The 13,881-nt window shown below is 64.2% G+C and carries 10 protein-coding genes; 2 read left to right on the top strand and 8 right to left on the bottom strand.

The features are described 5' to 3' along the window. The 3 genes from FYJ68_RS01775 to hcp form a co-directional block, all read right to left on the bottom strand. Nucleotides 1-1,755, bottom strand: coding sequence for an ABC transporter ATP-binding protein (locus tag FYJ68_RS01775; RefSeq protein WP_154433583.1), 1,755 nt, complete (start codon nt 1,753-1,755; stop codon nt 1-3). Further along, a complete protein-coding gene (locus FYJ68_RS01770) occupies nt 1,742-2,263 on the bottom strand; it encodes a MarR family winged helix-turn-helix transcriptional regulator (RefSeq protein WP_326832155.1) in 522 nt (173 codons plus the stop codon). The genes FYJ68_RS01775 and FYJ68_RS01770 overlap by 14 nt, the downstream gene beginning before the upstream one ends. Before the next feature lie 277 nt (nt 2,264-2,540). Continuing rightward, nucleotides 2,541-4,133 carry a hydroxylamine reductase gene (gene hcp / locus FYJ68_RS01765; RefSeq protein ID WP_154433582.1) on the bottom strand — a complete coding sequence of 531 codons (1,593 nt, stop codon included), beginning with the start codon at nt 4,131-4,133 and terminating at the stop codon, nt 2,541-2,543. Between the two features lie 118 nt (nt 4,134-4,251). On the opposite strand from hcp, the gene FYJ68_RS01760 reads away from it, so the two are divergent. Then, nucleotides 4,252-4,932 (top strand): Crp/Fnr family transcriptional regulator, encoded by a 681-nt coding sequence (locus FYJ68_RS01760; protein WP_326832154.1) that lies wholly within the window; start codon nt 4,252-4,254, stop codon nt 4,930-4,932. A gap of 198 nt (nt 4,933-5,130) precedes the next feature. Here FYJ68_RS01760 and FYJ68_RS01755 read toward each other — a convergent pair whose 3' ends face one another. The 5 genes from FYJ68_RS01755 to FYJ68_RS01735 form a co-directional block, all read right to left on the bottom strand. Next, a complete protein-coding gene (locus tag FYJ68_RS01755) occupies nt 5,131-6,354 on the bottom strand; it encodes an MFS transporter (RefSeq protein ID WP_154433581.1) in 1,224 nt (407 codons plus the stop codon). A gap of 128 nt (nt 6,355-6,482) precedes the next feature. Further along, nucleotides 6,483-7,604: a 5-methyltetrahydropteroyltriglutamate--homocysteine S-methyltransferase gene (locus FYJ68_RS01750; RefSeq protein WP_154433580.1), complete on the bottom strand. Its 1,122-nt coding sequence runs from the start codon at nt 7,602-7,604 to the stop codon at nt 6,483-6,485. Between the two features lie 81 nt (nt 7,605-7,685). Then, nucleotides 7,686-8,870: a 5-methyltetrahydropteroyltriglutamate--homocysteine S-methyltransferase gene (locus FYJ68_RS01745; protein WP_326832153.1), complete on the bottom strand. Its 1,185-nt coding sequence runs from the start codon at nt 8,868-8,870 to the stop codon at nt 7,686-7,688. Between the two features lie 17 nt (nt 8,871-8,887). Continuing rightward, nucleotides 8,888-9,817 carry a LysR family transcriptional regulator gene (locus tag FYJ68_RS01740; RefSeq protein ID WP_154433579.1) on the bottom strand — a complete coding sequence of 310 codons (930 nt, stop codon included), beginning with the start codon at nt 9,815-9,817 and terminating at the stop codon, nt 8,888-8,890. 416 nt (nt 9,818-10,233) lie between these two features. Next, the gene (locus FYJ68_RS01735; RefSeq protein ID WP_154433578.1) at nt 10,234-10,473 is read right to left on the bottom strand and encodes a hypothetical protein; all 240 of its coding nucleotides are present in this window, start codon (nt 10,471-10,473) and stop codon (nt 10,234-10,236) included. Nucleotides 10,474-10,627: 154 nt separating this feature from the next. On the opposite strand from FYJ68_RS01735, the gene FYJ68_RS01730 reads away from it, so the two are divergent. Next, nucleotides 10,628-13,825, top strand: coding sequence for a DUF3427 domain-containing protein (locus FYJ68_RS01730; RefSeq protein ID WP_154433577.1), 3,198 nt, complete (start codon nt 10,628-10,630; stop codon nt 13,823-13,825). The last annotated feature ends 56 nt before the right edge of the window (nt 13,826-13,881 follow it).

Genomic DNA, 13,881 nt, shown 5'->3' with positions numbered 1-13,881 from the left:
CTACTCACCCTCCTTCAGGCCAAGCTCCTCTTCGCTCAGCTGGCTCTTTGCTATCTCCAGGTACTCGGGGCAGGTGCGCAGGAGCTCCTCGTGGGTCCCCCTGCCGACCACGCGCCCCTCGTCGAGGACCACGATCTGGTCCGCCCCCATCACGGTCGCGATGCGCTGGGCGACAACCAGCACGGCGGTGTCCGACTCCTCTTTTGCGAGTGCCTGGCGGAGCCGCGCGTCGGTTGCGTAGTCCAAGGCCGAGAACGAGTCGTCGAGCACCAGGACCTCGGGGTGGGTCGCAAGGGCGCGAGCAATGGCAAGGCGCTGGCGCTGGCCGCCCGACACGTTGGTGCCACCCTGCGTGATAGGTGCCTCGAGCCCCTCGGCCTTCTGCGAGACGAGCTCAGACGCCTGAGCCACGTCGATGGCATGGAGGAGGTCCGTCTCGCCCGCCTCGTCCGTCCCAAAGGCCACGTTGCTGGCGATGGTGCCCGAGAACAGAAAGCCCTGCTGGGGCACATACCCCACACGCGAGCGGAGGTCGGCAAGCGACATCTTCCTGATATCGACACCGTCGAGCCGGATGGTGCCCTCCGTGGCGTCATACAGGCGCGGCACGAGCTGCACAAGGGTCGACTTGCCTGAGCCAGTTGAGCCCACGATCGCGGTAACCCTGCCGGGGGCCGCGGTGAGACTGACGTCCGTGATCACGTCGCCCTCGGCGTCGGGGTAGTGGAAGCTCACGTGGTCGAACTCCAGGTGCCCCCTGGGCACATCCGCCGCGGGCGTCACGGGATCCTTGGGGTCGCGCACGGCGGGCTCCACGTCGAGCACCTCCTGCACACGGCCCACCGAGACCTCGGCGCGGGGCAGGATCACGGCGACCATCGAGACGACCAGAAAGCTCATCACGATCATCATCGCGTAGGTGATGAACGCCATCATGTCGCCCGCCTGCATGGCGCCAGCCGCCACCCCGTGCGAGCCAAACCACACGATCGCGACGGTAGACAGGTTCATCACGAGCATCATGAGCGGCATCATGAGAGTCATGGCGCGGTTCACGAACAGCTGGGCGCCCATGAGGTCGCCAGACGCCGCGCCAAAGCGCTTGAGCTCGTGGTCCTGGCGCCCGAAGGCACGGATGGTCATGATGCCGTCGAGCATCTCTCGCGCAACGAGGTTGACGCGGTCGACCAGAGACTGCATGACCTTGAAGCGCGGCATGGTGAGCGTGAACAGCACACTCACGATTCCCAGCACGGCGAGAAGCGCCGCCCCCACAATCCAGGCGAGCCCTCCCCCCATGGTCATGACCTGCACAACGGCGACGATTCCCATCACCGGGGCAAACATGACCATGCGCAGCATGATCACGATCATGTTCTGGATCTGCTGCACGTCATTGGTGCAGCGCGTGATGAGGGACGACTGCGAGAACTCGTTGACCTCGGCGGGCGAGGGGGACATCACCTTGGCAAAGACCTCTCGACGCAAGTCGCGCGACACCGCCGCCGCAACGCGAGAGGCGGTGAGCCCCGAGAGCGTCGCCGCGGCAAGCGAGCCCAGGCAGAAGGCGAACATCACGAGCGCCATGTGACCCAGGTATGCGGAGTTGCCCGCCTGGGAGCCCACCACGCCGACGTTCACGATGTCGGACATGTAGCGCGGAAGCGACAGCTCGCACAGCGCCTGCACCAGGAGCAACGCGAACACCGCGATGACCTCGCCAACATGCCCGCGCAGAAGCTTAACGAGCCTCATCGGCACCATCCCTCTCCCCACTCGCAGGGCTGCCGCACTCTGCGCGCCCCTCCATGATCCGTGCGAGTCGTCCCACCAAGCGCACGAGCTCGCGCGCATCGTCCTCGCCGAGCTCGCGAAGGACCCCCGCCGCGTAGGAGTTGATCTCCTCGAACCTACGCTGGACCTCCCGCTCGCCCTCGTCGGTCAGGTGGACAATCACACTGCGGCGATCGGACGGACTTGCCTCGCGCCTCACCAGGCCGCGGCCCTCAAGCTGGTTGATCGTCTTTGCGATGCGCGCACTCGACACCTGGCAGTCGCGCGCAAGCGCGGTTGGCGTGACCCCCTTGGGGTAGTGGTGCAGCACGTGGAGGGCGTTGGCCTCTCCCCGCATCTCCATGTCCTTTGGCCGCATCCCACGACCCCTTCTCATTCCACGGCCGGAGACGATCAGCTCCCGGGCAAGACCCTTCCAGTCGACCTCGCGCGGGCTGCCATTGGTGCGCGTTGCCTCGTCGCAGTCCATGACACGCTCCTCTCGTCATTTTGCTAACGTCGTTAACTAGCCGTTGCATACTACCCCGGGAAGAGAAGCTTGCTAACGTCGTTAGCAAATATGACGGACGTCCACAGTTCCTCCACTGCCTAACGTCGTTAGCAATCACACCCCATCGTTTGGCCAAGCGAAGGAGGAGGGCCAAGGCTCAACCGGTCTCTCGCAAAGCACAAGGGGACGGGCGGCCAGACGTGCCGGCCTCCCGTCCCCTATATTCCGCTGTCGTTTTCCCGCCAGGCGAGAGGAGCTATGCCAGGAGCTCGGCCAGGTCCGCCTCGGGCGTGGTGGTGGGCGCGATGCCATACTGGTCCACCAGCACCTTGAGCACGTTGGGGCTCACGAACGCAGGAAGCGTGGGTCCAAGCTTGATGCCCTTGATCCCCAGGTGAAGGAGCGTGAGCAGGATGCAGACGGCCTTCTGCTCGTACCACGAGAGCACAAACGAGAGGGGCAGGTCGTTAACGCCGCAGTCAAACGCCTTGGCGAGGGCAACGGCGATCTGGATCGCACCGTAGGCGTCGTTGCACTGGCCCACGTCCATGAGGCGGGGCAGGCCAGCGACGGTCCCCAGGTCAAGGTCGTTGAAGCGGTACTTGCCGCACGCGAGCGTGAGGACCGCGGAGTCCTTGGGGGTCTGACGCACGAACTCGGTGTAGTAGTTCCTGCCGGGACGGGCACCATCGCAGCCACCGACCAGGAAGATGTGGTTGAGCTGGCCGGACTTGACGGCGTCCACGACCTTGTCGGCAACCGAGAGCACCGCACCATGCGAGAAGCCCGTGGTCACCGTGGTGCCGCCGTTGATGCCGTGACGCTCCTGCCTCGTGGCGTAGCCGCCCAACTCCTTGGCGCGCTCGATGACCGGGGTGAAGTCCTTCTCGTTGGCGTCGCCGTCGATGTGGCGCAGGCCGGGGTAGGCCACCATCTCGGTGGTGAAGACCCTGTCGGAGTAGGACGCCTTGGGCGGCATCAGGCAGTTGGTGGTGAAGACGACAGGCGCGGGGATTGCGTCGAACTCGGTGCGCTGGTTCTGCCATGCGGTACCAAAGTTGCCCTTGAGCTGGGGGTGTGCCTTAAGGCGGGGATACGCGTGCGCGGGGAGCATCTCGCCGTGGGTGTACACCGAGACGCCCGTGCCATCGGTCTGCTGGAGGATGAGGTCGAGGTCGCGCAGGTCATGGCCGCTCACCACGATGAAGGGGCCGGGTTCGACCGCAAGCGGCACCTCGGTGGGCGTGGGGGTGCCGTAGGTGGAGGTGTTGGCCTCGTCCAGCATGCCCATGCACTCCAGGTTGACCTCGCCAACCTCGAGCGCGAGCGGCAGCAGCTCGGGAACGGTCAGCTCGTCGCCCAGCAGGGCGAGGGCCTTGGAGAAGAACGCATCCACGCGCTCGCTCCTGCGCCCCAGGACACGGGCGTGATACGCATAGGCCGCCATGCCGCGGATGCCAAAGAGGACCAGCGACTTGAGGGAGCGGACGTCCTCGTCGGCGGACCACAGGCCACCCATCTGGAGGTCGACGGCGGGACGGACCCCGCGTTCGGCGGCAAGGCGGTCCCTCTCGGCGCGAACCCGCTCGGTAATCGCGTTCACGGCCTCGATGTCAAAGTCCACGTTGGTGACGCAGGTGAAGAGCCCGTCAACGGTGAGCTCGTCAGCCGCCTCGCTGCGCGTCCCGGCCACGCGGCAGGTGCGTGCAAGGCCAACCAGCGCACCGGTCAGCTCGTCCTGCGCCAGTGCTACGTCAAACGGCTTCCCGCACACGCCCGCGTTTCCAGTGCACGCCTTGCAACCCGCGGTCTGCTCGCACTGGAAGCAGAACATCTTCTCGTCTGCCATGCTGTCCCCCTCCTCTGGCGGCCACCGCCGCCGTCGCCTTCTCTTCGTCTGAAGATGATGCCGGGACGAGAGGTTGGTGTATGTTGTCATCACAACAAAGAGACGAAAGGAGACGGGCGTGGCACAACCGAACGTGGACGCGGACTTCCTGTCGGGAACCGAGCTGTTCTCCGGAACCTCGCCGGACGAGATACGCATGATGTTGGGATGCCTGGGAACGCGGTCGAGGAGCTACCGCAAGGGCGACACCGTGCTCGCGGAGGGAAGCGTCACCCGATCAGTCGGGCTCGTTCTTGAGGGCGCCGTGCGAGTGGAGAGCAGCGACGTGTGGGGCAACACCAGCGTGATGGGCCAGTTCTCGCGCGGCCAGACCTTTGCGGACGCCTACGCGGCGTTGGGCGACACTCCGCTTTTGGACCGCGTGGTGGCAGCCTCGACCCCAACGCGCATCCTGTTCCTGGACGTGGTGCACATCGTGGGCCGCTGTCCGCGGGCGTGCTCCTACCACGCAACAGTGAGTGCAAACCTGCTGGCATCGGTGGCCAGGAAGAACGTTGCCCTCGGCCGCAGGATCCGCGACGCCGCGCCAAAGTCGCTGCGGGGCAAGCTGATGGCGTACCTCTCCACCCAGGCCAAGCTCGCTGGGTCGCGCGAGTTCGACATACCCTTCAACCGCCAGCAGCTGGCCGACTACCTGGGTGTGGACCGCAGCGCCCTCTCGTCCGTCATCTCTCGCCTGCAAAGGGAGAACGTGATTCGCACCAACCGCAGCCACTTCGAGCTGTTGGGGGCGAGGTAGGGCGAGCACTGCCGCTTCGACCGGCGGGGCGCCCCGTGCCCCATGCCACCGCGCATCGACTGCCATGAAGCCACGGGCAGGTACCACAGAGAGGTGCCCTCGGGATTGCTCTTGTCTGTACGTTCTGGCGCTCCACAACAATTAGGCGGGCTGTGTGGGCACTTTGTTGGTACCCAAGAGGATGGCACCGGGGGCGCCCTACGCCTCGCGGAAACGCCCAAGCCTAACTGTGAGGATGACCATGTTCGCAGCGACGAGGGCGAGGAGAGCCCCGACCACCCCAACGAACCGGATTCCGGGGCCGGACACCACAGCACCGCCCACCAGCGTGCCAAACGCGATGCCGATGTTGAACGAAAGGGGCTCGAGCGAGCTCGCCAGGGTGAGGGCCTTGGGGTGGTGCCTGCGCGCGACCCCCATAAAGTTTGAAACGCTGGGTATTGAGGCGAGATACATCAGCAACGCAACCGCAAAGGTAAACGCCAGGGCGGTAGGCACGGACGGCCCGGCGGCGAACAGGCCTGCGAGCACAAGGGCCTGGGCGAGGAAGGTGACCGCAAGCGATCGGAGGCCAAACCGCGCGTCAAGCCAACCGCTGAGGAGGTTCGACAGGAAGGTTATCGCTCCGTAGGCAATCAGCACCGCGCTGACCTGGACCGTAGCCATGCCCAGTACCTGCTCTAGGTAGGGGGTCACGTACCCGTAGAACGCGTACACCGACCCAATGCCAAACACAAAGACGAGGATGCCCGTGACGATGCTGGGCTCAAGCAGGAGGCGCGCCTGATCCGCAAACGTGGCGGGCTCGTCAGTCTGGCCCCTCCTGGGCATAAACACGGCAAGGAGCGCACTCGTCACCACGGCAAAGGCAAGCGTCCCGTACATCGCCACATGCCAGCCCACCGTGCTGGCAAGGATCTTGCCCACGCTGGTGGAGACGATCATGGCGACGGAGTAGCTGGAGTACACCAGGGTGAGCGCCAGGGACGACCTCTTGGTGCCCACGAGCTCGGGTATGAACGTGACGCCCACGGCAAGCAGCGCGCCAGAGATTGACCCCAGCAGCATGCGTGCCGCCAGCAGCACGCCAAAGCCCGTCGCAAAGGCAGACACCACGTTGCCCAGGCAGAACAGGGCGAGGTAGACGAGCATCACGGAGTAGCGGCGAAACCGCCCGGTCGACAGCGCCAGCATCGGTGTCATCACCGCATACGGCAGCGCAAACAGGCTGATGAGCTGGCCCGCAGACGAGAGGGACACCCCCAGGTCACGAGCGAGGTCCGTCTGGATGCCGATGACCACGAACTCGGAGCACCCGAGCGAGAACCCCAGGAGCACGAGCAGCGCCACGCACAGCCGGGCCCGGGTCGGGGTCGCCTCCCCACTCGTCTCCCGCACCTGCGCCTCGCTCGAACCGCCCATGAACCGGTCTCCCCTCTCCGTGGCCAACGAACGAGAAGGGTAGCACGCGGGAGGGGAACGGAGTCGCTCGTCCCCCTCCCGCGTGAGCTCAGCACAATGGGGCGAAACCCGTCACTACACAGGCGCCGCTAGCCCCAGACGCGCTCCGCGATGCGGCGCACCAGCGCGATCTTGGCCCACTGGTCGTCCTCGGTGAGGACGTTGCCCTCCTCGGTGGACGAGAAGCCGCACTGCGTGGAGAGGCGCAGCTGGTCGAGGGGAACGTACCTCTCGGCCTCGTGGATGCGGGCGATGACCGCGTCCTCGTCCTCGAGCTCGGGGAACTTGGACGTCACCAAGCCCAGGACCACGACCTGATCGCGAATATGGCGCAGCGGCTCAAAGTCACCCGCACGGTCGGAGTCGTACTCAAGGAAGAACCCGTCGTAGTTTGCCTGCGAGAAGAGCGTCTTGGCGATGGGGCCATACCCGCCGGACGAGAACCACGTGGATCGGAAGTTGCCGCGGCAGATGTGGGTGGTGATGGTCATGTCGGCAGGCTTGGCCTCGAGCGCGAGGTTGATCATGTCGACGTAGTCCTGGGCCACCTTGTCCAGGTCGATGCCCTGAGCCTCGTAGGCGGCGCGCTTGTCCTGGTCGCAGAACTCCCCCCAGCTGGTGTCGTCAAACTGCAGGTAGCGGCACCCCTCGTCGTAGAACGCCCTGATGGCGTGCTGGTAGGCAATCGCAATGTCGTGGAAAAGCGCGGACTCGTCGCGGTAGCGCTCGATTGGCCTGTAGGTCTGGTTGCCGCGCACGCAGGGAATGAGGTGCAGCATCGAGGGAGAGGGAATGGTCAGCTTGGTGGGGTAGTCCCCCGCGATCCGGCGCAGGCGGCGATAGTGCTCCAGGAACGGGTGATCACCAAAGTCGACCTTGCCGGTAAAGCGCAGCTGGGCACCCTTGGGCTTGGGCCCCTTGAACTCAACGGACCAGGTCTTGGCATCTACCTCCTCCACGCCCTCAAGCGCCGAGAGGAAGTCGAGGTGCCACATGGCTCGGCGGAACTCGCCGTCGGTTACCGCCCTGATCCCGCTTTCCTTCTCCTTCTGGACCAGTTCGGCAATGCACTCGTCCTCCACCGCGGTCAGCTGGTCCCGGCCGATCCTGCCCGCCGCGAAGTCGGCGCGCGCCTGCTTCAGGCGCTCGGGGCGCAGGAAGCTCCCCACGATGTCGTAGATGTACGGCGGCTGCTTGGTTGGCTCGCTCATGTTGGTCTCCCCTTCGGGCGCGTCGCGCCCGTTCGTCTCGTCCGTCTCGCCCCGCCCTCTCGCGGTCGGGTTCTCGCCTACCTAGCCCCAAACCTGCTCGGCGACCTTGCGCACCAGCGCGACCTTGGCCCACTGCTCGTCCTCGGTGAGCTTGTTGCCACATTCGCACGAGGCAAAGCCGCACTGCGGCGAGAGGCACAGCCTATCCAGGGGCACGTAACGCGCCGCCTCGTTGATGCGGGCGATCACGGCGTCCGGCTCCTCCAGGCGGGGGCTCTTGCTCGTGATCAGGCCAAGGACGACCTTCTTACCCTCGGGGACCTTTGCCAGGGGCTCAAAGCTGCCGGAGCGCTTGTCGTCGTACTCCAGGAAGAATGCGTCCACATGCTCGTTTGCCAGCAGCGTGTCGGCAACCCCGTCGTAACCTCCCTCGCACGCCCAGGTGGAGTGAAAGTTTCCTCGACACACGTGCGTGTTGATGGTGAGGTCCGCGGGCCTTGCGTCAAGGACGGCGTTGTTCACCGCAAGCAGCTGACCCTTAACGCGCTCCAACCCCTCGTCGTCGACACCCAGGACATCCTTGGCGTGCGGGTCAACCAAGACGCCCCACGAGCAGTCGTCAAACTGCAGGTTGCGGCAACCGGCGTCATAGACCTGAGCGATGAAGTCGCCGTAGACGGACGCGACCGCGGCGGACAGCTCCTCGTCGGTGGGATAGACCGCCCGCGTGCTCTCCTGGTTTGCGGGAAAGATCATCTGCTCCAGGAACTGGGCGGGCGCCGGGATGGTGAGCTTGGCAACGCAACGCTCGTCCTCCAACGCCTGGACAAAGCGAAAGTGGCTCACAAATGGGTGCTCGCCCTTGAGCGAGAGCGGGCCGGTCAGGTAGGTGTCGTCAATCTTGGCGACCTCGTCGTGGAAGGGGATGCCAAAGGCGGCGGACTCGTGGCCAACGCCCTCAAATGCCCACATGAAGTCCAGGTGCCAGGTCTCGCGGCGGAACTCTCCGTCGGTGATGACGCCCAGACCGGCGGCCTTCTCCTTCTCCACCAGGTCGCGGATGCACTCGTCCTCGACTTCGGTAAGCTCGTCTCGGCTGATCCTGCCCGCCTTCCAGTCCTCGCGGGCACGCTTCAGGCGCTCGGGGCGCAGGAAACTCCCGACCACGTCAAAGCGATGCGGCGTCTTCCTGTCGTAGGGAATGCTCATGGGGAACTCCTTCTGTTCGTCGTTGTTGCCGACCATGGTGACAAAGCCAGGAGTCATGAGGAAGTACCTATCCCCTATTGCCCGTCATAGCCTTTGGCTATATACGCCGAGACGTACTCCCTCAAGTGGCCCAAGTAGCTCTCTGCCAGGGGCGAGAGGGGACGGCGCGGCTGGTACACGTAGCCAATCTCCATGGTCCCATCACCCTCCAGCGGAACCGAGACGATGTCGTTGCCGTTGAGGTCGGAGCTCAGGATTCCTGACGAGATGGTGTACCCGTCGAGACCGATGAGCAGGTTGAACAGGGTCGCCCTGTCCGTGACCACGATTGCCTTGTCGACCTCCTGGGTGATGTGGGGCTCCTCGGCGAAGTAGAAGGAGTTGCGCGAGCCCTGGTCATACGAGAGCCGCGGGTAGGGCGCCAGGTCAGCGAGCGTGACCGACCGCCTGGAGGCGAGGGGGTTCCTCCTGCTCACGAACACGTGCTCACGGGCCTCGAACAGCGGCTCAAAGCGGAGCTCCGCCTGTCGGATCGAACTTGTGAGGACCTCGCGGTTGAACGAGTTGCGATAGAGCACTCCGAGTTCGCTACGCTGCAGGCGTACGTCTTCGATGATGCCAAAGGTGGTGCCCTCGCGCAGGGAGAACTCGTAGCGGTTCTCGCCATACTCGCGAACCAGCTCCACAAACGCGTTGACCACAAAGGCGTAGTGCTGGGACGAGACCGCGAAGACCCTGCGGGGCGGGTTGCCGCTCTTGTACTGGGCCTCCAGGAGGTCGGCCTGCTCCACCACCTGGCGGGCATACGAGAGGAACCTGGTGCCGTCCTCGGTTGGGACCACGCCGCGGCTGGAGCGCTCGAAGATGGTGATGCCCATCTCGCCCTCGAGCTCAGAGAGGGCCTTGGAAAGGCTGGGCTGCGCGATGTAGAGGCGCGATGCCGCCGCTGTGATCGAGCCGCTGGCTGCGACCTCGATGGCATACCTGAGCTGTTGCAGGGTCATGGTCAACCTCCCGTCCCTGGGGCATAGCTTTGGGTGATGGAACCCCTCTTCTCAGAGGATAGCGCCATGACCCGCACGAGCCGCGGCTGCGCTCGGAACGGCGCGCGGCATGGGCTGCGGCAGCCGCCTCGCAAGACGGAAGATCGATGCCGCTCAGGGTGGATTTTCGATATCGAATAGGGTGGAAAATCTATATCGGTTTGGTCGGAAAAACGACATTGAATCCCGCCGCGCGCATGAGGCCACCAGAGTTCATGGCAGTCATCACGGGGGTGTCCGAGTACGCGCACCGCGTGGAGGACGGCATCTACGCGATACCGATACGGGCGCTTACCGCCTAGGCTGGGGCTTGTCTCGCCTGGAGCCGCATCATAGCGCCGAAGGCGGAGGGGTCAATGGCGCGACAAAAGCAGTGCCTACTCCCCCGTGGCGGGCGACACAGGTCGGAGCATCCACTCCTTCACGTTCTTGAAGGTGGTGTCGCAACCGCTGACGTCCACCTTGTCCACGCGGTAGATGGGCTTGCCGTAGACCCAGCCCACCTCGGCAATGACGCCCGAGGTGACCCATGGCACGAGCCCCGCGCGAGACGAGACCTCGACCCTCTCCCCCACCTGAAACCGCGGACGCTGCCGCTCGTACCCGCTCCCGTACATGCATCTCCTCCTGCACCTTCGGCGTCGATTGTAGCGGAACGCTTGTTCTGGGCTTGCCGAGCGCATATACCGGCGACGGAGTCCCCCTTGTGCGAGAGGCATCGTTCCTCGATCCTGGACGCATTGGATGAGAGCGCGGTGCAAGGTGGATGGCATGCTTGAGCCAGGACTCTACGAGCAGACGATCAGCAGGCAGCTCAGGGAGCGGATCGACGCCTCGTCGGAGGACGAGAGCGCCGAGGAGCGCGACATGGATGGAGCCGAGGCATCGCGCATATTATCCAGCTATGTCGAGAAGGTCGTTCGCGTGACCCTTGACTCCATCGGAGGGGAGGGCGCCTCTTCCGTCTCCAAGAAGGTGCAGATGACCAACTCGATCGTGAGCGGGATCGCCGCAGCCTTGTCCGATGAAGAGGGAGGCCTGTCGGGCGAAATGCTCCTGCAGGAGATCGAGGAGCCCGCGCGAGAGCTCCTCTCCGTGGTGCCAAAGAGAAACGTCGCATCGGCCGTAACCGGGGGGCGCCCTCGCTTTCCGCCTCGCCCCACCACATCGGTTGCCAGGACGTCCCTCTTCACGGGCTCCGCGCACGAACCGCAGCTCTACTCCGAGCTGAAGAGGGAGATCGCCTCCGCAAGCACCATCTGCATGCTCGTGTCATTCGTGAAGTGGGGCGGGCTCCGGCTCATCATGGACGAGCTGCGGGAGTTCTGCGAGGGCGGCGGCAAGCTTTACGTGATCACGACGAGCTACGTGGGGGCAACCGACCCAAAGGCGGTTACCGAACTCGCCAAGCTGCCAAACGCGCACGTGAGGGTCTCGTACGACACGAGCCGAACCCGCCTGCACGCAAAGGCTTACGTCTTCGAACGCAGCACCGGCTTCACGACTGCCTACGTTGGATCCTCGAACCTCTCCAACCCTGCAATGACAAGCGGGTTGGAATGGAATGTGAAGTTGAGCAAGGCCGACCAGCCGGACACCCTCGCCAAGATTGAGGCGACGTTCCAGACTTACTGGAAGTCACCCGAGTTCGAGACGTATACGCCAGACGACCAAGGGCGTCTTGAACGCGCAATCGATCGGGAGCGCCATGGGGGCGCGGACGCTGGCTCGGAAGGGATCGCCTACTCGTTCGACATAACGCCGTACCCCTTTCAGCAGCAGATACTCGACAGGTTGAGGGCGGAACGAGAGGTCGGCAACCACTGGCACAACCTCGTCGTGGCAGCAACGGGTACGGGCAAGACCGTCGTCTCGGCCTTCGACTACCGCGACTTCTGCAGGAGGTATGCGAGCGGTCGCAGGGCACGCATGCTCTTCGTGGCGCACCGTGAGGAGATCCTGAGGCAGAGCCTAGCATGCTTTAGGGGAGTGCTCAGGGATCCCAACTTCGGGCAGCTCTTTGTGGGCCAGTCCCGTCCTGACAGCCTCGACCACCTCTTCGCCTCAATACAGACCATCAGCTCGCGCGACCTGGCGGGCCACCTCGACCCGAGCTACTATGACTACATCGTTGTGGACGAGATCCATCACGAGGCAGCGGCAACATACGGACGCTTCCTCGACCACTTTGAACCCAAGGTACTTCTCGGCCTGACGGCAACCCCCGAGAGATCCGACGGCAAGAGCATCCTGGGGAGATTCGACGGGAGGATCGCCGCAGAGATCCGCCTTCCGGAGGCGATCGACCGCAAGCTCCTCTGCCCGTTCAGCTACTTCGGGGTGTCGGACACCGTCGACCTCGACGGCCTCAAGTGGTCGCGGGGAGGCTACGACGAGAGCGCACTGGAGAACGTGTACGTCTTCGACAGGAAGCTTGCCGAGAGGCGTGCCGCGAACGTCATCGACGCGGTGCGGCGTTACGTGACCGACGTCAATGAGGTCCATGGCCTTGGCTTCTGCGTGAGCAAGGCACATGCCAGGTTCATGGCGGAGAGGTTCGAGCAGGCGGGGATCCATTCCCTCGCGTTGACGGCAGACACCCCCGACGAGGAGCGCGAGAGAGCGAGGGAGCGCCTCTCGACCGGCGAGGTCAAGTTCGTCTTCTCGGTGGATATCTTCAACGAAGGCGTGGACGTCCCCGAGGTGGACACCGTCCTCTTCCTGCGCCCAACGCAGTCGCTCACGGTCTTCCTTCAGCAACTCGGACGTGGCCTCAGGCTCTCCCCGGGAAAGGAGTGCCTCACCGTACTGGACTTCATCGGCCAGCAGAATCGACGCTATGACTTCGCCTGCCGCCTGAGGGCGATCCTCGAACCCACGACGAGCACCATCGGCGCGCAGGTCTTGGATGGTTTTCCCGCGGCACCCAAGGGCTGCTACATTCACCTCGAACGGGTAGCGCAACGACACGTACTCGACAACATTCGCTCTGCACTGGGAACCCGATCCGCCCTAGTTGAGCGCATTGCGACATTCAAGGAAGACAGCGGGCTCCCCCTCTCGCTCAAGAACTTCGTCGAACGCTACCACCTAGATGTCCGCGACATCTACAGGCACGCAAGCTTCACGCGACTTTGCGTCGCGGCCGGAGCGAGGGAAGACTTTCACGAACATGACGAGGAGGTTCTGGCGAAGGCGCTCCAACGCCTCTCGCTTGCTGACTCCAGGAGGTGGATCCACTTCCTGCTGCAAACGCTGGACGGTGTCGGAGATCTCGACTGGGAATCCCTTGAACCCCTTGAGCGGCGCATGCTCAGCATGTTCCAGATCACGCTCTGGCCGAGCTCGTTCCGCGAGGGGACGTTCGACAATCCCGCGCAATGCGTACGCAGGGTCCTCTCCAACCCCGTCATGGCACGGGAGATCAAGGAACTGCTGCAGATCAGACTCGATTCGATCGACTTTGTGGACGAGCCCGTTGACCTTGGGTTTGAGTGCCCCCTCGACCTGCACTGCCAGTACACCCGCGACCAAATCTTCGTCGCCATGGACCGCGTGGACCCTCAGAACATCCGCCAGGGCGTCGCCTACCTCAGGGACAAGGGAGTTGACGTGCTGATCAACACCCTCAACAAGTCGGAGCGCGAGTACTCCCCCTCCACGATGTACGAGGACTATTCGATCGACGAGTGGCACTTTCACTGGCAGAGCCAGAACAAGACGACGCCGGAGTCCCCAACCGGGCAGCGCTACATCCACCAACGGGACGAGAAGAGCGGAACACCCACAAAGGTCGCCCTCTTCGCCCGCGAGTACAACAGGGACCAGTACGGAACCGAGCCTTTCACCTTCCTGGGACTGGTACACCATGAGAGCCACAGCGGCTCTCGCCCCATGAGCATCGTCTGGAAGCTGTCGAGACCCATCCCGGCAAAGTTCCTGCTGAAGTCGAACAAGCTCGCGAGCTGACGAAGACGAGCGACGTCCCCGCGACGCAGGCGTGAACGCCCGAAGACGCGGGCGAG

Source organism: Olsenella porci, assembly GCF_009695875.1.
GTDB classification, from domain to species: Bacteria; Actinomycetota; Coriobacteriia; order Coriobacteriales; family Atopobiaceae; genus Olsenella_H; species Olsenella_H porci.
This window is presented reverse-complemented; position numbering and strand designations above follow the sequence as displayed.

What these genes read in the sequence shown, in the direction of transcription:
- FYJ68_RS01755 (WP_154433581.1), bottom strand. Translation starts at nt 6,354, where the DNA reads ATGGGCGGTTCGAGCGAGGCGCAGGTGCGGGAGACGAGTGGGGAGGCG.
- FYJ68_RS01775 (WP_154433583.1), bottom strand. Translation starts at nt 1,755, where the DNA reads ATGAGGCTCGTTAAGCTTCTGCGCGGGCATGTTGGCGAGGTCATCGCG.
- FYJ68_RS01745 (WP_326832153.1), bottom strand. Translation starts at nt 8,870, where the DNA reads ATGACTCCTGGCTTTGTCACCATGGTCGGCAACAACGACGAACAGAAG.
- FYJ68_RS01750 (WP_154433580.1), bottom strand. Translation starts at nt 7,604, where the DNA reads ATGAGCGAGCCAACCAAGCAGCCGCCGTACATCTACGACATCGTGGGG.
- FYJ68_RS01735 (WP_154433578.1), bottom strand. Translation starts at nt 10,473, where the DNA reads ATGTACGGGAGCGGGTACGAGCGGCAGCGTCCGCGGTTTCAGGTGGGG.
- FYJ68_RS01740 (WP_154433579.1), bottom strand. Translation starts at nt 9,817, where the DNA reads ATGACCCTGCAACAGCTCAGGTATGCCATCGAGGTCGCAGCCAGCGGC.
- FYJ68_RS01730 (WP_154433577.1), top strand. Translation starts at nt 10,628, where the DNA reads ATGCTTGAGCCAGGACTCTACGAGCAGACGATCAGCAGGCAGCTCAGG.
- FYJ68_RS01770 (WP_326832155.1), bottom strand. Translation starts at nt 2,263, where the DNA reads ATGGACTGCGACGAGGCAACGCGCACCAATGGCAGCCCGCGCGAGGTC.
- hcp (WP_154433582.1), bottom strand. Translation starts at nt 4,133, where the DNA reads ATGGCAGACGAGAAGATGTTCTGCTTCCAGTGCGAGCAGACCGCGGGT.